The organism is Nonomuraea sp. NPDC048916, from assembly GCF_040649575.1.
Taxonomy (GTDB): domain Bacteria; phylum Actinomycetota; class Actinomycetes; order Streptosporangiales; family Streptosporangiaceae; genus Nonomuraea.
Genome location: NZ_JBEZFS010000044.1, coordinates 12270 through 31350, shown reverse-complemented (window position 1 = coordinate 31350; position 19081 = coordinate 12270). Strand labels below are relative to the sequence as shown.

The 19081-nt window shown below is 70.0% G+C and carries 22 protein-coding genes; 8 read left to right on the top strand and 14 right to left on the bottom strand.

The window, feature by feature from the left end:
• Positions 1-23 precede the first annotated feature (23 nt).
• Genes AB0C16_RS34115 through AB0C16_RS34105 form a run of 3 tightly spaced genes read left to right on the top strand, consistent with a single transcriptional unit; the run spans position 24 to position 2135 of the window.
• Entirely contained in the window at positions 24-686 is a 663-nt protein-coding gene (locus AB0C16_RS34115) for a hypothetical protein (protein WP_357689170.1), read from the top strand.
• The gene (locus tag AB0C16_RS34110; RefSeq protein ID WP_357689168.1) at positions 683-1324 is read left to right on the top strand and encodes a hypothetical protein; all 642 of its coding nucleotides are present in this window, start codon (positions 683-685) and stop codon (positions 1322-1324) included. The genes AB0C16_RS34115 and AB0C16_RS34110 overlap by 4 nt, the downstream gene beginning before the upstream one ends.
• A 7-nt stretch (positions 1325-1331) precedes the next feature.
• On the top strand, positions 1332-2135 hold the full coding sequence (locus tag AB0C16_RS34105) for a hypothetical protein (RefSeq protein WP_357689166.1): 804 nt from the start codon (positions 1332-1334) through the stop codon (positions 2133-2135).
• Here the strand turns inward: AB0C16_RS34105 and AB0C16_RS34100 are convergent.
• Positions 2125-3363, bottom strand: coding sequence for a hypothetical protein (locus AB0C16_RS34100; protein ID WP_357689164.1), 1239 nt, complete (start codon positions 3361-3363; stop codon positions 2125-2127). The two genes, AB0C16_RS34105 and AB0C16_RS34100, sit on opposite strands and share 11 nt — an antisense overlap.
• 196 nt (positions 3364-3559) lie before the next feature.
• Between AB0C16_RS34100 and AB0C16_RS34095 the strand changes: the two genes are divergently transcribed.
• On the top strand, positions 3560-4126 hold the full coding sequence (locus tag AB0C16_RS34095; RefSeq protein WP_357689162.1) for an XRE family transcriptional regulator: 567 nt from the start codon (positions 3560-3562) through the stop codon (positions 4124-4126).
• 63 nt (positions 4127-4189) lie between these two features.
• Here AB0C16_RS34095 and AB0C16_RS34090 read toward each other — a convergent pair whose 3' ends face one another.
• The 9 genes from AB0C16_RS34090 to AB0C16_RS34050 all read right to left on the bottom strand — a co-directional run bounded on the left by AB0C16_RS34090 (position 4190) and on the right by AB0C16_RS34050 (position 8738).
• Complete coding sequence (locus tag AB0C16_RS34090; protein WP_357689223.1) at positions 4190-4486, bottom strand: DUF1416 domain-containing protein; 297 nt, start codon at positions 4484-4486, stop codon at positions 4190-4192.
• A 5-nt stretch (positions 4487-4491) separates the two neighbouring features.
• A complete protein-coding gene (locus tag AB0C16_RS34085) occupies positions 4492-5331 on the bottom strand; it encodes a sulfurtransferase (RefSeq protein ID WP_357689160.1) in 840 nt (279 codons plus the stop codon).
• Positions 5328-5741 carry a DUF4395 domain-containing protein gene (locus AB0C16_RS34080; protein WP_357689158.1) on the bottom strand — a complete coding sequence of 138 codons (414 nt, stop codon included), beginning with the start codon at positions 5739-5741 and terminating at the stop codon, positions 5328-5330. The genes AB0C16_RS34085 and AB0C16_RS34080 overlap by 4 nt, the downstream gene beginning before the upstream one ends.
• A gap of 60 nt (positions 5742-5801) precedes the next feature.
• Entirely contained in the window at positions 5802-5885 is an 84-nt protein-coding gene (locus AB0C16_RS34075; protein WP_350668905.1) for a putative leader peptide, read from the bottom strand.
• 32 nt (positions 5886-5917) lie between these two features.
• On the bottom strand, positions 5918-6352 hold the full coding sequence (locus AB0C16_RS34070; protein WP_357689156.1) for a thioredoxin family protein: 435 nt from the start codon (positions 6350-6352) through the stop codon (positions 5918-5920).
• A 56-nt stretch (positions 6353-6408) separates the two neighbouring features.
• A complete protein-coding gene (locus tag AB0C16_RS34065; RefSeq protein WP_357689154.1) occupies positions 6409-7203 on the bottom strand; it encodes a zf-HC2 domain-containing protein in 795 nt (264 codons plus the stop codon).
• Positions 7200-7712 carry a sigma-70 family RNA polymerase sigma factor gene (locus tag AB0C16_RS34060; protein WP_357689152.1) on the bottom strand — a complete coding sequence of 171 codons (513 nt, stop codon included), beginning with the start codon at positions 7710-7712 and terminating at the stop codon, positions 7200-7202. Before AB0C16_RS34060 ends, AB0C16_RS34065 begins: the two co-directional genes overlap by 4 nt.
• 37 nt (positions 7713-7749) lie before the next feature.
• Positions 7750-8415, bottom strand: coding sequence for a DUF2993 domain-containing protein (locus tag AB0C16_RS34055; protein WP_357689150.1), 666 nt, complete (start codon positions 8413-8415; stop codon positions 7750-7752).
• Positions 8416-8486: 71 nt separating this feature from the next.
• The gene (locus tag AB0C16_RS34050) at positions 8487-8738 is read right to left on the bottom strand and encodes a MoaD/ThiS family protein (RefSeq protein ID WP_357689148.1); all 252 of its coding nucleotides are present in this window, start codon (positions 8736-8738) and stop codon (positions 8487-8489) included.
• A gap of 175 nt (positions 8739-8913) precedes the next feature.
• Between AB0C16_RS34050 and AB0C16_RS34045 the strand changes: the two genes are divergently transcribed.
• The 3 genes from AB0C16_RS34045 (at position 8914) to AB0C16_RS34035 (ending at position 13759) form a co-directional block, all read left to right on the top strand.
• On the top strand, positions 8914-9606 hold the full coding sequence (locus tag AB0C16_RS34045) for a response regulator transcription factor (RefSeq protein WP_357689147.1): 693 nt from the start codon (positions 8914-8916) through the stop codon (positions 9604-9606).
• A 246-nt stretch (positions 9607-9852) separates the two neighbouring features.
• The gene (locus tag AB0C16_RS34040; RefSeq protein WP_357689145.1) at positions 9853-13305 is read left to right on the top strand and encodes a tetratricopeptide repeat protein; all 3453 of its coding nucleotides are present in this window, start codon (positions 9853-9855) and stop codon (positions 13303-13305) included.
• Between the two features lie 82 nt (positions 13306-13387).
• Positions 13388-13759 (top strand): hypothetical protein, encoded by a 372-nt coding sequence (locus AB0C16_RS34035; protein ID WP_357689143.1) that lies wholly within the window; start codon positions 13388-13390, stop codon positions 13757-13759.
• A gap of 162 nt (positions 13760-13921) precedes the next feature.
• Here the strand turns inward: AB0C16_RS34035 and AB0C16_RS34030 are convergent, their stop codons facing one another.
• Complete coding sequence (locus AB0C16_RS34030) at positions 13922-15703, bottom strand: bifunctional metallophosphatase/5'-nucleotidase (protein WP_357689141.1); 1782 nt, start codon at positions 15701-15703, stop codon at positions 13922-13924.
• A 108-nt stretch (positions 15704-15811) separates the two neighbouring features.
• Between AB0C16_RS34030 and mshD the strand changes: the two genes are divergently transcribed.
• Positions 15812-16777 (top strand): mycothiol synthase, encoded by a 966-nt coding sequence (gene mshD / locus AB0C16_RS34025; protein WP_357689139.1) that lies wholly within the window; start codon positions 15812-15814, stop codon positions 16775-16777.
• Here the strand turns inward: mshD and AB0C16_RS34020 are convergent.
• The 3 genes from AB0C16_RS34020 to dcd all read right to left on the bottom strand — a co-directional run bounded on the left by AB0C16_RS34020 (position 16710) and on the right by dcd (position 19079).
• On the bottom strand, positions 16710-17714 hold the full coding sequence (locus AB0C16_RS34020; protein WP_357689137.1) for an inorganic phosphate transporter: 1005 nt from the start codon (positions 17712-17714) through the stop codon (positions 16710-16712). The genes mshD and AB0C16_RS34020 overlap by 68 nt on opposite strands.
• A gap of 5 nt (positions 17715-17719) precedes the next feature.
• On the bottom strand, positions 17720-18337 hold the full coding sequence (locus tag AB0C16_RS34015) for a DUF47 family protein (protein ID WP_189124409.1): 618 nt from the start codon (positions 18335-18337) through the stop codon (positions 17720-17722).
• A gap of 166 nt (positions 18338-18503) precedes the next feature.
• Positions 18504-19079 (bottom strand): dCTP deaminase, encoded by a 576-nt coding sequence (gene dcd, locus AB0C16_RS34010; protein WP_357689135.1) that lies wholly within the window; start codon positions 19077-19079, stop codon positions 18504-18506.
• Positions 19080-19081: the final 2 nt, after the last annotated feature.

Genomic DNA, 19081 nt, shown 5'->3' with positions numbered 1-19081 from the left:
GTGACCTATTACCATCCTTATCCATGACGGAACCCTCCGGCGGCCGCGACAAGCCCAGACGGCCGGTAGCGGTGCCCGCTCTCGCCCTCGTGGCCGTCACGGTCATCGGAGTCACCGCCCTGCTGGGCGGTCTCGACGAGGCCCCCGACCCCCCGCCCCAGCAGCTCGGTCCGGGCTCGGTGCTCGACCAGGGCCGCTACTCCACCCGCTTCGTCGAGTCGCGGGTGAGGGTGGAGAAGGCCGAGTCCCGGTTCGCGGAGCACAAGAGGTTCGTGGAGCTGGTCTTCGACGTCACCAACCTCGGCGACGAGACGACACCGGTCGGCCTGCCGCCGGCCAAGCCGGAGCACTCCGGCCTGGGCGTGTCCTTCGCCGACTCGCTCGTCAAGATCACCCCCGAGTTCTCCGAGGACGCCGGCCCGTTCGTGTTCGCCCTGAGCAAGGACGACGAGACCCGGCAGCTGCACCCCGGGGTGACCACCAAGGTCATCGTCCGCTACCGGCTCGAGGACACCGAGCAGCCACCGGAGAAGATGACCCTCGACGTGGCGGCGTTCAGGTACGCGGCGGGCTTCCAGGATCCCACCGAGAGGTGGGGGATGATCACCAAGCCGGTCGGCGGCAGGTCCGTCCCGGAGGTCAAGGCCCGCGTGACGCTGCCCGTCCGGGAAGGCGCGGGAGCATGACCGCCACCGAGCAGCGATCACCCGAGGTGCCCGCCCGGCGCGGCGGGCGGACAGGCCGCGGGGGCCGCGCGTCGCGGCTGCTCAACGGCATCGTCGGCCTGTTACTCGTAGGGGGCGCGATCGGCCTGCAGACGCTGCGGCTGTCGGAGAACGACTACACGGCCCCCCTGACCTACGTCGGAGACAAGGGCGAGGACGTCGACGCCGGGAGGTTCACCATCCGGCTGAACTCGTTCGCGGCGGCCAAGGCGATCCGGAGCAGCAGCGAGACCATCGCGACCGACCACCTGTTCCTCGTCGTCAACGTCTCCGCGAAGTCCAGCCTCAAGCCCTACCACCTGGGCCAGCCCGCGCTGCTGACCGGCGACGGCCGCAGGTTCGCCGCCACGGACCGGGTGGACTCCGGCTCGACGCTGGCCGCCACCTGGGTGCAACCCGACATCTGGGTCACCGGCTCGTTCTTCTTCGAGGTGCCCGCCCCGGTGCTCCCGGGCGCCCGCGTCGTGTTCGGCCTCCCCCCGTCGGTGGTGGTCGAGCCGTACCGGCCGGAGGTCGAGGTCGATCTCGGGCTGGACGAGGCGGCCGCGCGCAAGCTCGCCGCGGCGCCGCAGGACGTCTACTCGATCGTCAAGAAGTGATGGGACCATGAGCACGAGCGACGGCGACTGGTTCTCGCCCAGGACCAACCGGCGCGGCGGCGGTTCCTGGCCGCCGCTCACCCCGCCGCCCGCGCGTTCCCGAGAGCCGCGCCCCGACCAGCAGGTCTGGCCGCCCGCGGCACCGGAGGCGCCCGGCGGCACCACCCAGCCGCTCCCGGCCGTGACGGACGCCACACCTCCGCCGCCTCCACCGGGGGTTCCCACGCCCGGCGCGCCGCCGCCCGCGCGACGCCGGGGGCGGGCGCTGCTGGTCGCCGCGGCGGCCGTGGTGCTCGCGTGCGCCGCCGTGGCCGTGCACACCTACGACGGCTACCTCTTCTACGAGAAGATCGCCACCGACGAGACCCGGCTGGTCTCCGTCGCGCCCGGTCAGGCCGGGAAGGCCTACGGCATCGAGTGGAAGGCCACGGTCGCGCCCACGAGGCCGCCGGCCGGCAACAAGCACGGCGACAGCGTCGCCTGGCTGAAGGTGGAGATCAGCAAGAAGGTGCTCGACCAGGGCAGCGCGACCATGACGGGTGATCCCGGCGAGGTCCAGCTCCAGGACCGTTCGGGGCGCACCTGGACCGTGGAGTTCCAGAGCCATGATCAACCGACGGATCGGCTGGAAGTGGGCAGGGAGTATCTGATGGAAGGGCTGGCCATCGTGCCCGTGCGGGTCGTGGACGAGGTCGAGCTCTCCTTCAGGCCGAGCACCTACCGCTCCGACACACCGACCGAGGACCTCTTCAAGCGCGACACGGTGGCGGCGCTGGAGCGGAACGTCGACGTCCTGAGGTTCAGGCGCTGAACGACTGGCCGCGCAGCCTGGCCCGGGTGGCCGCGATGTCGAAGGTGGCCGCGAGCAGGGCCATGGTGACCGCGGTCACCAGCAGGTCGCGGGCGAAGTCGACCGGCGGGCCGAGGTGGAACCAGGCCCAGTCGACCTGCGAGCCGATGAGCGTGCGGACGGCGCGGTCGGCGTACTGGGCGCCCACCGCGATGGCCACGTAGCACAGGCACATCATGCCGAACAGGGGCGCGCCGCCTTTGACGACCAGCCGGAAGGAGTTGGCCAGCGGCACCCAGCGGTCCCGGAAGCCGGCGGTGACGCGGTCGAACGACTTCTGGGTCAGGTCGTGGCTCTCTTCCAGGCGGTCCACACCGCGCTCGAACCGGGTGCCCCTGAGCAGGGTGCGGGTGTCGTCGGCGAAGGCGCCGAAGACCAGCATGGCCACGGTGAGCCAGGCCAGCGGGATCACGACGGCGTCGACGAACGACGGCCAGATCCCGCTCACCGCGTCTCTGACGGCCTCCCAGCCGGGGATGCCCTCGTTGGCCCGCGCCAGGACGTCTCCCGTGCCGGCCACGACCGCGCGGTGCTCCGTCCACTCCGAGCGGGCGTCGGCGACGGCGATCGTGGCGTTCAGCCCGTAGAAGACGAAGGCGAACTCGGAGAAGGCCGCCGCGAACCCGTAGAATCCGCTCTTCCCCTTCCCCACCAGCTTCGCGAACAACGTCTTCAGCCCGAGGGCGACGGCCATGGTGCCCAGGGACACCCGCCAGTCGAGATCGGTGAGACTGCGGCCCACCTGCGTCTCCTCACCGAACCACGCGGCGTCGGTCAGGTCGTAGAAGTGGTGGAAGATGTCCATCTGCTGCAGGTCTCGGGCGTCCTCCACGTGGAAGCCCCAGGCCAGGTAGAGCACGGCGAAAGCGGGGGCGACCCGGTCCAGAGCCCGGAAGAAGCGCTCGTCGCGCACACCGCCGGCGGCCCGGGCGCGTATCTCCCACAGCGCGCCGCGCAGGGTGTGCAGCATGCCCGTGACGACCGTCATCGCCGCCAGGACGACCAGCGTGAGGAGCGTGATCGTGGCCACGAGGCGGACCTGGCGGAAATCCCCGTAGGCGACCTCCGTGGCGCCGTACAGCAGCGCGAAGCGGACCAGCTCGCCGGCGGAGAACCACAGGATCAGCGGAAGCGCGCACTTCCCCAGCAGGCGCAGGGTGTGCACGGGCAGCGAGAACGGCGACGGCATCCTCTGGGCTGGAGAAGGCGCCGGTCGGGGGGGTGCCGCCACTCCTGACGAACCTGACATCTGCGGAATCGTATCGTTCTGCCTCTTGTGTCGCAGCCCAGACCGGCAACAAGGGGCGCCGGGGATGACGGTCTCGACGGTCACATCTCCGGGACCCTTGACACACATCGGCGCGAACCTGCGGCACCATGGCGGCATGGAACCTCGGCCCGCGCTCGACACCGACCCGCGCGTGGTCGGAGAGCGGCTGCGGCGGTTGCGTCACGCGCGCGGGGTGTCACTGTCGGAGCTCGCCAGGCGGGCCGGCATCGGCGAGGCGACGCTGTCCGGCGTCGAGACCGGCACCCGCAATCCCACACTGGAGACGCTCTGGGCGATCACCGCGCAGCTCGGCGTGCCGATCAGCGCGATCCTGGACGCGCCGCCCGAGCCGCGGCTGATGCGCGGGGCGGTGATCGAGGCCGCGCTGCTCGAGGTGTTCGAGGAGGACCGGGTGACCTTCGAGCTCTACCGGCTCCGCGTGCCGCCCGGCGCCGCCCAGACCTCGCCGCCCCACCACGAGGGCGTGAGCGAGCACCTCACGGTCTTCAGCGGCACTCTGATCGCCGGGCCGCTGGACGCGCCACTCACGGCCGGGCCCGGGCATCACATCGCGTGGCGCTCCGACGTGCCCCACGGCTACCGGGCGGTCGGGCTCGACGAGGTGCGGGCCACGCTGCTCATGCGCAACCCGACGAGCACGCGGGTGCGGCAGGGCCCGTAGCGGGCCGGGAACACGAGAGGCCCGCGCCGTGACCGGCGCGGGCCTCTCGGACGAACGGTGGTCTCAGACGGCGACCGCCAGCTGGGACACCTCGCCCAGCTTGGCCTCGACCTGGACATCTCTGGTGAACCCGCCACCCGCGATGATGCGGACGGTCCAGTCACCGGGAGCGGCGAAGAAGCGGAAGACACCCTCATCCGACACCACGACCTCCCCGGTGAACTCACCGGAGCGGTCGAGCAGCCGGGCGTAGGCGGTGCCGGTGCCCGTCACCACCCCCTGGATCACGGCCTGACCGGCCAGATCGATCCCGGCAGGCAGCGCGATCGTCTGTTCGGGCGCTCCGCACCCTGGCGTGATGGTCATCAGCGGGCCTCTCCCAGCTCGATCGGCACGCCCACGAGCGAGCCGTATTCGGTCCACGAACCGTCGTAGTTCTTCACGTTGGCCTGGCCGAGCAGCTCGTGCAGCACGAACCAGGTGTGCGCGGAGCGCTCGCCGATGCGGCAGTAGGCGATGGTGTCCTTGCCGAAGTCGACGCCGGCCTCGCCGTAGAGGGCGCGCAGGTCGTCGTCGGTCTTGAAGGTGCCGTCGTCGTTGGCCGCCTTGGACCACGGGATGTTGCGGGCCGTGGGCACGTGGCCACCGCGCTGGGCCGCCTCCTGCGGCACGTGGGCCGGGGCGAGCAGCTTGCCGGTGAACTCGTCGGGCGAGCGCACGTCGACCAGGTTGAGCTTGCCGATCGCGGCGAGCACCTCGTCGCGGAAGGCGCGGAGGGAAGAGTCTTGCTCCTGGGCGGTGTAGTGGGTCTTGGCCCGCTCGGGCACGTCCTTGACCAGCTCGCGCGAGTCGAGCTCCCACTTCTTGCGCCCGCCGTCGAGCAGCTTGACGTCGCCGTGGCCGTACAGCTTGAAGTACCAGTAGGCGTACGCGGCGAACCAGTTGTTGTTGCCGCCGTAGAGCACCACGGTGTCGTCATTGGAGATGCCGCGCTCGGAGAGCAGCGTCTCGAAACCGGTCTTGTCCACGAAGTCGCGGCGGACAGGATCCTGAAGGTCCTGCCTCCAGTCGATCTTCACAGCCCCACGGATGTGCCCCTTGTCGTAGGCACTGGTGTCCTCGTCGACCTCGACGAGAACCACGTTGGGCGTGTCGAGGTTTGCCTCGACCCAGTCGGCGTCCACCAGGGCGGCGGAACGGCTCATTTCGAAACCTCCATTTTGGCGGCGGGTAGTAGACGGCGAATCAGCAAGTACATCTCGCAGCCAAGGCAGAATCCGAAGGCTGCGTTGAGGAATGCGGCGAGGAGAGCCGCTGCCGTCGCCGCGAGGGCGAGCGGTGTGATCTCGGTCAGATATCCGGCCAGGCCCGCGACCGCGAAGACGAACCCGACGGCCTGCGCGAAACGCGGCGGGCGGGCGTCTTCGGTCTCCTCCGGGGCGCTCTTGACGAGCGCCTTGAAGAGCATTCCGTACGGCTGGCGGCCGAACGCGCCGAGCGCGAACACCACGGTCTGGGCGGCCAGGAGCCAGACGCTCCCCGTCACCAGGACGAGGGCGAGGACCAGGGTGGTGATGGCCGCGCCGAAGCGCAGCGCTCTAGGATCGGCACGCATCGCGGGATGCTCCTGAAGGGTCGGATGTGGGGCGGATCGGAAGTCCGCGCGAGACCGTCCTCAGGCAGCACGACAGAGCGCAGTGGCAACGCGGCAGAAATCAACCGCGCGCCGCTTCGTCAGCAGCTCTGTCGATGGGTTCATGGGCCCGACACTACTAGGCGTCTCGACATCTGTCACTTCTCGTCCGATTCGTGAGACGGGGGATGAGAAGGCCGGTGGGGCACCGCGTCGGCGAGCGCGGCCAGGACATCCTGCTTGCGCGGCTGCCCCGAGGCTCTCTTCACGATGTTTCCGGCCTCGTCCAGGACGAGGACCGTGGGCGTCCGCATGATGTCGAGCTCGCGTACGAGATCCAGCCGCGACTCCGCGTCGATCTCGACGTGCGTCACCCCGGGCACCACCGCGCTGACGTCGGCCAGGATCCGCCGCGTCGCCCGGCACGGCTGGCAGAACGCCGTGGAGAACTGGACCAGCGTCGCCCGCTCCCCCAGCGGTGCCCCGAGGGACGCCTCGGTCAGCCGGTCACCGGCCCGGTCGCGCACGCGTCCGTCACGGAGCACCTTCACCACCCCGATCGCCAGGCCGAGCACCAGCGTCGCCAGAACCACCCACACACCTGTCATCGGATGGTGCAACCACGGCCCGCCCGGATTACTTCCGCGCCTTACTTCCGGGGCGTCACCTTCACCCGCACCAGCACCCTGTCCGCCCCGTCGACCAGGTCGAACCTGGCGATGTCGGCCATCGGGATGCGGGTGTGGCGCGGGAAGACGACCTTGTCCTGGTAGGTCTCACGGCTGACCGTCCAGCTCTCGGTGACCTCGCGCTCGCCGTTTCTGCCGACGACGACCAGCCGGCACGTCGTGCCCACGGGCACCCCGGCGACCCGCACCGCGAGCCGAGTGCCGTCCTCGCCGGGGAACGCGGCCACGTGGGCGTAGTAGCCCCTGGCCTCGTTCGCGCCGGGGAACTCGCGGCCGCTGGTCTCCCGGGGCGAGGCCGACCTGAGCGGGCTGGGCTGCAGCTCGATATGGATCTTGGTCTCGGCCTGGTCGGCCTGATCGGCCCGGGCCGCGGTGTCGCCGGCCGTCTCGGGCGCGGGCGCGGCGGCGCTGGTGGCCTCCTGGGACGCCTGGCGCGCGGAGGCCGTCCAGACGGTGCCGCCGACGGCCAAGACCGCCACCGAGGCGGCGACGGCCAGCAGCACGCGGCCCCTCCGGTGGCGCTTGGCCCGGGCGTTCAGCAGCCGGTCGAGCACCTGGCGGGGCGGGCTGGCCACCAGCTCGACGTCGCGCTCGGAGACCTTGCCGAGGAACGCCGAGACCCCTTCGAGCTCCAGCAGCTCCGCGCCGCACACCTCACAGGTCGCCAGGTGCAGGTCGACCTGCAGCGCCTCGTCCGGGTCGAGCGCGCCCAGGGCGTGGGCGCCGAGCGTGAGCCGTACCTCCTCGCACGTCACGGCGCCAGCCCCCGCTCCTCCAGGGCGAGCTTGAGCGCCCGCAAGGCGTAGTAGGTGCGTGACTTGACCGTGCCCGGCGGGATGCCCAGCGTCGCCGACGCCTCCTTCACCGATCTCCCCCGGTAGTAGACCTCCAACAGCACGTCGCGGTGCTCGGGCCGGAGCGCGGCCAGCGCCTCGGCCACGGCCCACGACTCGACCGCCCGCTCCAGCTCGTCGTCGGCCGGGACGACGGCCAGCGCCTCGTCTCCCGTCTCCTGCGGGCGTGACCGGCGGGCGCGGTGCTGGTCGACCACGAGGTTGCGGGCGACGGTGAACAACCAGGCGCGGATCGGCCGTCCGGTGAGCGCGTCGGGATGCCGCCACGCCCGCAGCAGCGTCTCCTGCACCACATCCTCCGCCCGTCCGGAATCACCCGTCAGTCGCAGCACGTACCCGTAGAGTGGCCCGGCGTGATCATCGAAGAGGGTCCGCACGAGCTCCTCGTCGGCGGTGCCAGCTGGACTCACGCCCTCTTCACGTACGGCGGGGCCGGCCGGTTCAAGGTCATCCACGGAGCGGCACGTCAGACGCTTCGGCCGAGAACTCCAATCCACCGGCCACGCTCTTCACCCCGGTCACCTTGACGTCGAAGGGCAGCTTGCCCTGGAAGGGGATCGTGTAGCTGACGAACTTGGCCAGCGAGTCGGGCACCCTCTGGATCTTCTCCGCCTGCAGCCGGATGCCGCCGTCGGCCACGTCCACCCGCATCTCCGCGTCGAACTTCACCTGCCTCACCCCAACCGTCACCTCGCCGGACGCGACGAGCCGCCGGCCGTTCCCCGAGATCTTGACACCGCGCGGCGCGTACTTGTCGATCGTCTCCCTGGTCAGCGTGCCGCGGACGGTCAGCCGCTCGGCCCTGATGTCGGCTGTGTTCTGGATGACATCGGCCAGGGGGGCGGTCACGCCGTAGGCGGCACCCTGCAGGTCCTTCACCGGCACGCCGCCGTAGGTGAGCGTGCCGAGATTGAACCGTACCTCTGGATAGCGTCCGGAGAGGGCTTGAGTGAGGAATGGGATGCCCTCGATCGTCACGGTCGGTGTGCCGCTGAGGTCGGCCGCGGCGGCGATCCGGTTGGACAGGTCTCGCTCCACGCCGGCGACCGCGACACGGTCGAGGACGACGAGGAGGAGGGCCAGCACGATCAGGAATACAGCCAGCTTGCGCATCAGGCTCCCTGTCTCAAGCGGGGGTCATGAGCTTATCGATGGCATGGCACATTCCCCACCAAACCACTTGATCACCCGCCGGCGAACGGCGGCAGCACCTCGACGGTCACCCCGTCGTGGAGCGGCACCTCGTCGTGGGCGCGTCTGCCCACCGGCGAGCCGTCCAGCAGGAACGAGGATCGGCTCATGACCCGGGCGAGTTCGGTGCGATCTTGTGTGATCTTCGTCATGAGTTCGCCCAATGTCGCCGCCTCGAACGGCTCCTCCGCCAACCCGGCGGCTTCCTTCGCCGCCGCCCAATACCTAATTTTTCCCCTGGCCATAGGCACCTCACAATCGAGTCCGCTTCATTGTGCGGCATCGTGAACAACAGTGTTTCGGGGGAAACGCTGTTGACCTGGTGGACCCGCAATGGACGCATTCTTCCTGTGGGATATCCTCACCTACAGGACCTGGGCGACGTAGCCCCCGGGTCCTGTCGTGTTTGAGGAGGCCGATATGAGCAACCTGCTCCTGCTGACCAACGCCCTCGAGCCGTCCGCCGAGGTGTTGCCGGCGTTGGGGCTGCTGCTCCACTCGGTCCGCGTCGCGCCTGCGGAGGCTTCGGCCCTCATCGACGCGCCACCCGCCGACACCGTGCTGGTCGACGCCCGCAAGGAGCTCGTGCATGCCAAGAGCCTGTGCCGGCTGATCCGGACGACCGGCATCGACTGCCCGCTGCTGGTGATCGTGACCGAGGGCGGGCTGGCCGCGATGACCGCCGAATGGGGCGTCGACGACGTGCTCCTCGAAAGCGCCGGCCCGGCCGAGGTCGAGGCGCGTCTGCGCATGGCGACCGGCCGCATCTCGCGGGCCGGCGGCGAGGACGTGCCCGACGAGATCCGCAGCGGCGACCTGTCGATCGACGAGGCCACCTACACGGCCCGGCTGCGCGGCCGGGTGCTCGACCTGACGTTCAAGGAGTTCGAGCTGCTGAAGTATCTCGCCCAGCACCCCGGGCGCGTCTTCACCCGCGCCCAGCTGCTGCAGGAGGTCTGGGGCTACGACTACTTCGGCGGCACCCGCACGGTCGACGTCCACGTGCGGCGGTTGCGCGCCAAGCTCGGCACCGAGTACGAGTCCCTCATCGGCACCGTCCGCAACGTCGGCTACCGCTTCGTCCCCGACCGCGCCGACCCGGCCCACGTGTAGATATTTCCCTCCTTTACGGCACAGCCAAGGAAGGCCCGCCCGCCGCACGCGGCTGAGGGCCTCCAGGGAGACGCCCGCTGACCCGCACGGGGCCGGCCACCGACACGCCGTCCCGTGGGCCGCCCCAGAGGCGAGCCGTTGACAGGGTGCCGAGTCCGGGGTGCACTGATGTGACGTGATCGGCGCTTCGCCGGCCCTGACCTGTCATGCTGTGGACACCGCCGTCCCTGGATTGGTGGTGTTTCCATGAGCTTATTCAGGTCGCTGGTCGACGAGTCCGCCCGGCCCCGCGTGTATCGGCGTAATGAGTGCATTTGTTCGCCGTTACGACCGGCCAACCGCGTTTATCTGATCGACTACGGCTATGCCCGGGAGTACACACCGCCGGGCGAGCGTGAGGCCATTCACGATTTGCGCGCCGGTGGCGAACTCGTCGGCGAACTGGCGTTCTGGAGCCCGAGCGAGCGGGTGCGGGTCGACGCGCTCACCGAGGTGCGGGCGTGGCCGATCGACATGCGGGCGCTGCGCGAGCACGCCTCGTCCAACACGGCGGTGGCCACCGCGCTGGTGCAGGATCTGTTCGCCCGCAACATGGCGGCGCGCAGGCACGAGGCGCTCGCCCGGGCCTCCGTGGCGGCCCGGCTGGCCGTGTGGCTGCTGCACCTGGACGGGCGCTACGGGCTGGCCTCGGAGTCCTCGCCGCCGCTGTCCGTGGAGACCCTGGCCGACCTGGTCGGCAGCGCGCCCGACGTGGTGCAGCGGCAGGTCGCCCAGTGGGTGCGGCGCGGCTGGCTGGAGCGGCCCGGCTACCGCCGGGTGCGGATCGCGGACGCCGCCGCCCTGCGCAACGTCGCCGGCGGCTGGGAGCACCTGTCGGCTCCGTGGGAGGGGCGGGTCACGCCGTTCCTGACCCGTCCGGGCGCGCAGGCCGAGCCGCTGCCCGTGGGTGAGGTGCCCCGGCCCGCCCAGTTGCCCGCCGCCGTGCCCGACTTCACCGGCCGGCAGCTCAGCCTGGACCTGCTCACCTCCTGGCTGGAGCGGCCCAACCGGACCAACACGATGGTCGTCCAGGGGCTGCCGGGAGTGGGCAAGACCACGCTGGTCACGTACTGGGGGCATCTGCACGCGGATCGGTTCCCGGACGGGCAGATCGTGATCGACCTGCGCGGCCAGTCCCCCAGCCAGCCGCCGATGACCCCGGCCGAGGCGCTCGGGCAGATCCTGCGCTCGCTCGGTGTCGGGGAGCACATGCCCGCCTCCGACGAGGCCGAGCTGATGCTGCTCTACCGCAGCCGGCTGGCCGGTCGCCGGCTGCTGCTCATCCTTGACAACGCCGCCGATCCGGCGCAGGTGCGGGCGCTGCTGCCGGGCAGCAAGGACTGCGTGGTCCTGGTGACGAGCCGGACCAGGATGGCGCCGCTGCGCGCCACCGGCCACGCCGACCTGATGGACCTGCCGGTGCTGGACCCGGGCAACGCGGTCGCGCTGCTGGTGGCCGTGCTGGGCGAGGACTCGCCCCGGGCCGCCGATCGCGACGCGCTGGCCGAGCTGGCCCGGGTCTGCTCCTACCACCCGTTCGCGTTGCGGATCTCGGCCGCCAAGCTGAGCGAGAACCCGGAGCTCAGCGTCGCCTCCCGGGTGCGGGAGCTGCGCCGCCCCGACCGGCGCCCGCCGTTCTCCGGCGACCCCGAGGAGGCCTTCCGGTCCGCCCTCGACCTGGCCTACGAGTCGCTGAGCCCGTCGCAGCGCCGCTCGTTCCGGCACGTCGGCCTGCTGCCCGGCCGGGACTTCACGCCCGAGGTGCTGGCCGCCGCACTCGGCTCCTCGGTGAGCGAGGCCGTGATCGCCGTGGAGGGGCTGCACCGGGCGTACCTGGTCGAGCCGATGCCGGGGCCGCGCTACCGCGTGCACGACCTGGTGAAGGGGCTGGCCAGGGAGCTGGGCCGGCACGCCGAGGCCGGCGTGCGGGAGGCCAGGGTGCGGCTGCTCGACCACTACCTGGCGATGGCCACGGACCCGGCCACGCCGCGTGAGTGGTTCGAGGCCGAGCGCCGCTCCCTGGTCTCCGTGGTGAGGCTGGCGGAGGAGACCGACGCGCACGGCATCGCCTGGCAGCTGGCGGCGGCCGTGTTCGAGCCGTTCAAACGGCTGCGCTACTACGAGAACAACCTGGAGATCCAGCAGGCCGGGCTGACCTCGGCCGCGCGGATCGGCAACCGGCCGGCGATCGCGAGGATGCGCAGCCACCTCGGCTCCATCCACCACGACATCGGCCCCTCCACACAGGCCGCCCGCTACATCAGCGAGGCGCTGGCCGACTTCACCAAGCTGGGCGACCGCGAGGGCCGCGCCCGCGCGCTCAACGAGCTGGCCGAGGTGCACGGCATCGCGGGCAGCAACGACGACGCGCTGAAGTGCGCGGGCGAGGCGCTGGAGCTCTACCGGGAGATCGGCGACCTGGCCGGGGTCGCCGACTGCCTGCACACGCTGTCGCGCCTGCACCTGTCGCAGGAACCCCACGAGCTCGCCCTGCACCACGCCGGTCAGGCGCTGGACGTGCGCGAGGAACTGGGCGACCGCAGGGGCACCGCGCAGAGCCTGATCATCCTGGCCCGGGTGCGGCACCACCTCGGCGCGGCGAACGCCGCCCTGTCGGAGGGCCTGGAGGCGCTGTCGATCTGCCACGACCTCGGCGACGAGCACGCCGAGGCCGAGACGCTCCTCTGCCTGGCCGAGATCTACGACACGCTCCGCCTGCCGCACGACGCCCAGCGCGACGCCGAACGTGCCCTCGCCGGCTACACGGCGACCGGTGACCAGCACGGATGCGGCCGCGCCCTGTGCGCGCTGGGCCGGATCGCGCGCAACGGATCCCGCTACGACGAGGCGCTCGACCACTACGAGCAGGCTCTGGCCGTACAACGGGAGCTCCATCACGAGCAGGGCAAGGCGGAGACGCTCGGCGACATCGGGCTGGTCTACTGGCGGCTGGCCGACTACCTGCGCGCCGACGACTACCTGAACCAGGCGCTGGCCATCAGCCGGGTGATCCAAGACCCGCCCGTCGAGGCGCGGATGCTCAACCGGCTGGCGCGGGTCCGGCGGCGCCAGGGGGTGCCGCAGGTGGCGTTCGTGTACGCGCTGGAGGCGCTGGACATCGTGCAGGGCATGGGCAACCGCCGGGCCGAGGCGGACGTCCAGGAGACGCTGGCCTACACCTACCTGTCGCTCGACCGGCACAAGGACGCGCTGCGCGCGGCCAGGGCGTCGCTGGCGATCAGGGAGGAGATGCGCGACAACAAGGCCAGTGCGCTGCTCTCGATCGCGCAGGCGCTGCACACCGCGGGCCGGCCGGAGGAGGCGCTGGAGTACGCCGAGGCGACGACCGGACTGCAGCACAAGTCGGGCACCCGTGACCGCTGGGCCGCCGCGCTCACCACGCTGGCCATGATCCTGCTCGACCTGAAACGGCCGGAGGAGGCGCAGGCCCACGCCGCCCAGGCCAGGGACGTCCACCTGGCCTGCGGCACGCGTCGGGACCTGGGCTGCGCCCTGCGCGCACTGGGCCTGATCGCCCGCCGCCTGGGCGACTTCGCGCAGGCCAGGCAGCACCTGACCGAGGCCGTGCGGATCCTGGAGGAGGTGGGCGACCTCGGAGAGTTGAAGCGGGCGACCACCGAACTCCGCGAAATGTCGTAAATCTCGCGACATCAGGTCGCAGATTCTCGTCCGGCTCCTCCCGTTAGCTGGTGTCCCAGCTACTCCGTCGGAGGTGATCCGGATGCTCATCAAGAACCAGCTGCGTCGAGACCTGCTCTGGCTGAAGCGCCAGGCCCGCAAGGACAGGCGGATCACGCTCTCCGTGCTCGCCGGAGTGCCGGCCGCGTGGATCCGGCAGCTCTCCCCCGACGACGCCATGCCTTCCTCGCCGCCGCTGCTCGCCCTCTCGCTCGGGCTCGTGGTGGCCTCGGTCGTCGCCTGGCTGCTGTCGGCCTACCTCCTGGTCAGGACCATCCGGCCGGGGCGGGACCCGGTGGAGGCGCTCCGGTGGACGTCCCGTGTCTCGCGGGCCAAGGAATGGGCGTTCTGCTCGCTGTGCGCGTTCGTGGCGTGGCACCTGCTGCAGTTCGTCACCGCCCTGCTCGTGAGGTGACGGGCGCGCGTCCCCCGGCCGGCGAGGGCCCGGCCGGGGGACGTTTCCCGCGTACGGGAAAGGCCCGCCTCCGGTGGGAAGCGGGCCTCTCACGAGTGCTTTCGACGGTGCACGGGTGCTATGTGCACGGGTGCTTGTGCACGGGTGCTTTGAGGGTGCGGGTCAGTCCAGTGCGGTGATGCGGTTGGTGGCGGGCGGGGCGATGGGGTTGTTCCTGCCGAGGTGCTCGACGAAGGCGTCGATGTCCAGCGGGCCACTCCACACGTCCGTGCCCTCCGTGAAGGCGAGGAACGCGTCTCCCCCACCGACCAGGAAGTTGTTGGCCGCGACGCGGATCGACTGGGTGTCGGTCACCGGCGTGCCGTCGATCCTGATGTCGGACACCTTGGAACCCCAGGCGGCGGACCTCGTGTAGGTGTAGGTCAGGTTCGCCGAGGGCTGCAGGATCTTGGCGAACGGCTGGTTGTTCGGGCCGCCGGTGAACTGCTGCTCCAGCACCGTCTTCAGCTGGGCGCCGGTCAGCGTGACCACCTGCATGAGGTTGTTGAACGGCTGGACGCTGAACGCCTCGCCGTAGGTGACGACCCCGTCGCCCTCCCTGGCCGGGGAGCCGGCGAAGCTCAGCGAGTTGCGGACGCCGCCCGGGTTCATCAGGGCGATCTGGGCGTTGCCGCCGGTCTTGGTCGCGGCGAGTTGGCCGTCGGCGATGAGGTTGCCGAGGGGCGACTCACCGCTCGGGGCGGCGGTGTTGGTGATGTCCGCGCTGATCGTGCCGACGGGCTTGTTGGCAACCGGGGCGACGCGGTCCTTCCACGTCTGCACGAACGCCGAAATTTCGGGATCCGGGGTGACCGTGCGGGTCACGACGTGGTTGTCCGCCACGACCGACGAGCGGTCGATGTCGCGCGTCTTGACGTTCACGTTGAGGTCGACCTGCGTGATGACGCGGCCGAAGGAGCCGCCCTGCGAGTAGAGCCGGTCCTGACCCGCCGGGTCCTTGACCGTGCACAGGTACGCCTGGTGCGAGTGGCCGCTGAGCACCACGTCGATCTCGGGGTCGACCTGCGTGGCGATGCGGTTGCCCGCGCCGGGCATGGCGCTGCACGCGTCGGGCGACTGGCCGGCCGTCACCTGGTCACCCTCGTGCACGAGGACGACCTGGGCCTTCACGCCCAGCAGCTTGAGCAGCTTGGACGCCACGTTCGCGGCCTTGACCTCGTCCACGAACTTGAGGTCCTTGATGCCCTCCGCCGTGACGATGTTCGGCGTGGTCTGCGTGACCAGGCCGATGAAGCCGATCGGCACGCCGTTCATCCACTTGACGCTCACCGGCGGCAGCGCGGGCACGCCCCAGTCGGCCATCAGCTGCTTGATCTGCCTCTGGTCGCCGAGCCCCGCGAACGCGTCGGTCTTCTCGTTCCGGTTCTTGAACAGGACGTTCGCGCCCACGTAGTCGAACGCCGCGCCCTTCCACTCCCCCGCGGGCGAGCAGCCGTCGACCGGGTGGCAGCCGCCCTTCATGATCCGGCGCAGTTCCGCGTAGCCCTCGTCGAACTCGTGGTTGCCGACCGCGGCCACCTTCAGCCCGATCTTGCCCATGAACTCGACCGATGGCTCGTCGTGGTAGGCGGCGGAGACCAGCGGGGTCGCGCCGATGAGGTCGCCCTGGGCGACGGCGATGGTGTTCTGGTCGGCGTGGGCCTTCATGTGGCTGGCGACGAAGGCGGCGCCGCCCGCGTCGACCGTGGCGCCGCTCTCGTCGATCATCCGGCCGGAGGAGCCGGACGGCGGCTCGAGGTTGCCGTGGAAGTCGTTGAGGGCGAGCAGGCGGACGGGGACCGTCTTGGGAGTCTTACCCGCGTCCGCCGGCACTGCGGCGAGCAGGACCGAGCCTGTGGCGACGGCTCCGGCCAGCGCGAGCCGGAGGAGGGAACGAGACGTCATGGCCCAAGACGTTACGGCGACAAGCTACGCAGCCAATGTCGCAAAGCTAACGATTCGTCGGACCCCCACATGGCGTTATTTGCCAGTTGTGCGCCTAGAGTTCGAGCTGTGACAGGGCACGTGAAGATCAGAGAGCGGCTCGATGACCAGGAAATCGCCGAGGTACAACACCTCGTCGACGCGGCGACGGAAGCAGACGGCGTACGCCCGCTGAACGAGCACGTGATGCTCCACATGCGTTACGGCGGCGACCCGCTCGCCCGCTCGCTCCTGCTGTACGCCGGCCCGACCCTGGCGGGCTACGCCCACGTCGACCCGACCGACGAGGTCGAGGGCCCGAGCGGCGAACTGGTCATCCATCCGTCGTTCCGGCGCATGGGACACGGCGGGCGGCTGCTGCGGGCCGTACTCGACCTGACCGGCGGCAGGCTGCGGCTGTGGGCCCACGGCGACCACGCCGGAGCGGGGGCGCTGGCCGAGTCGATGGGGTTCGAGCGGATGCGCTCGCTGTGGCAGATGCGCCGCTCGCTGTTCGCGCCGCTGCCGTCCCCCACCCTGCCCGACGGGGTGCGGCTGCGCGCGTTCGAGCCGGGGCGGGACGAGGAGGCCTGGCTCAAGGTCAACGCCGCGGCCTTCGCCCACCATCCCGAACAGGGCTCGTGGACCCTGAACGACCTGCTCCGGCGCGAGCGGGAGCCGTGGTTCGACCCCGCCGGGTTCTTCCTGGCCTTGCGCGGCGACCGGCTCGTCGGATTCCACTGGACGAAGATCCACGGATCGTCCGGGCACGGCCACGAGCCCCTGGGCGAGGTGTACGTCGTCGGCGTCGACCCCTCCCAGCAGGGCACCGGCCTGGGCAAGGCCCTCACCATGGCCGGACTCCACCACCTGCGCTCGCGCGGCCTCGCCCAGGCGATGCTCTACGTGGACGAGGCCAACACGGCGGCGATCAGGTTGTACGAGTCCCTCGGGTTCAACCGCTGGGACGTGGACGTGATGTACGCCGCTACTCCACCATCCAGTGCAGGGCGTAGTAGGACAGGGCAGCCACCAGAGCCGCTGCCGGAATCGTGAGAACCCAGGCGGTCACGATGTTGCCCGCCACGCCCCACCTCACGGCCGAGAGCCGCTTGGTCGAGCCGACGCCCATGATCGCGCTGGTGATGGTGTGGGTGGTCGAGATGGGCGCGCCGAACCCGATCGCCGCGCCGTACAGGACCGTGGCCGCCGCGGTCTCGGCCGCGAACCCCTGCGGCGGATCCAGCGCGATGATGCGCCGTCCCAGTGTCCGCATGATCCGCCAGCCTCCGGCGTACGTGCCCAGTGAGATCGCGCTCGCGGCGGCGAGGATGACCCACTGCGGGATCTCGTCCTGCGGAGCGGCGTAACCGCCGACCACCAGCGACAGGAAGATCACACCCATGGTCTTCTGGGCGTCCTGCAGGCCGTGCCCGAGCGCCATGGCGGCGGCCGAGACGGTCTGCGCGTAACGGAAGCCGCGGTTGGTCTTGCCGGGCTGCGCGTTGCGGAAGATCCAGTAGATCGCGATCATTATCGTGGCGGCGAGCGTGAATCCCATCAGCGGTGACAGGATCATCGGGATGACGACCTTGTCCAGCACGCCCCCCCAGTGGACGACGCTGGCCGAGGCCAGTGCCGCGCCGACGAGACCGCCGATCAACGCATGGCTGGAGGAGGAGGGCAGGCCGAAGCGCCAGGTGATGAGATTCCAGGCGATGGCCCCGATCAAGCCTGACGCCACGATCACCAGCCCGTGCGAGCCCTGAGGCGCGTCGATGATCCCTTTGCCGACTGTCTGGGCGACCTGGGTGCCGAGGTGGGCGCCGATGAAGTTCATCGCCGCGGCCATGAACAACGCGGCCCGCGGGGTGAGCGCGCGTGTGGAGACCGAGGTGGCGATGGCGTTCGCCGCGTCGTGGAAGCCATTGGTGTAGTCGAAGATCAACGCGATGACGACCACACTGATGACGAGGGCGAGCGTGAGGTCCACAGGGGTTAGCTTTCCTTGACCGCGATCGACTCGACGGTGTTGGCCACATGCTCGAAGGCGTCGGCGGCCTCTTCGAGGGCGTCGATGACCTCCTTCATCTTCATGACCGTCAACGCGTCGTACTCACCGCTGAACAGCTTGGCCAGCAACCGCCGGTAAACCTGGTCGCCCTGGTTCTCGAGCCGGTTGACCTCTATCCAGTATTCGTTGAGGTTCTTCATCGACCGCAGCCGGGGCATGGCCTCGGCCGTCAGCTCGGCGGCCCTCTCCAGCACCTCGACCTGCCGTACGACATCTTTGGGCAGGTGGTCGATCTGGTAGAGGACGATGAGGTCGGAGGCCGCTTCCATGGCGTCCATCACATCGTCGAGGTTCGAGGCGAGACGATAGATGTCCTCGCGATCGAACGGAGTGATGAAGCTCTCATTGAGCCGGTTCATGATCGCATGAGTGCGTTCGTCCCCGGTGTGCTCGCAAACGCGCATCTTGTCGGCCAGGGCTTCCCTGTCCGATCCATCGCTGATGATCTCCACCAGCAGGCGCGATGCCGTGACCAGGTTGTTCGCCGAGTCGGCGAACAGGTCGTAGTAGCTGTCCTCACGTGGCGTGAGACGCAGGCGCACGTCGATCTCCAGATGTGCGGGGATGGTCCGTGGAAGAGAGTACGGGTAACCAGGCAAAATGCGAACTTCATGTCCCCTTCTCCTAGTCGCTACCCTCCGTATGCTGCGCGACACCGGGGAACCTGGCACCTTCAGCGCCTTTTCAGCCTGTCTTTCTCCGGCTTCCTCAGATCTTGGTCCGGTGGAAGTTACGGAACGACCGCGAAGGTGTCGGCCCCCTCTGCCCCTGGTAGCGCGAGCCATACTTCGCCGAACCGTACGGGTGCTCCGCCGGAGAACTCAGCCGGAACACGCACAGTTGCCCGATCTTCATCCCCGGCCACAACTTGATCGGCAATGTGGCGACATTGGACAACTCCAGCGTGACGTGCCCGCTGAACCCGGGATCGATGAAGCCGGCCGTGGAATGGGTGAGCAGGCCCAACCTACCCAGCGAGCTCTTGCCCTCCAACCGTGACGCCAGATCGCTCGACAGCGTGACCGTCTCGTACGTGGACGCCAGGACGAACTCGCCCGGATGCAGGATGAACGGCTCGTCACCGTCGGGCTCCACCAGACGGGTGAGATCCGGCTGCTCCACCGATGGGTCGATATGCGGATATCTGTGGTTCTCGAACACCCGGAAGAACCGGTCCAGCCGTACGTCGATGCTGGACGGCTGGATCATGTCCTGGTCGAAAGGATCGAGCGCGAGCCGGCCGGCGTCGATCTCGGCGAGGATGTCACGGTCAGATAGCAGCACGT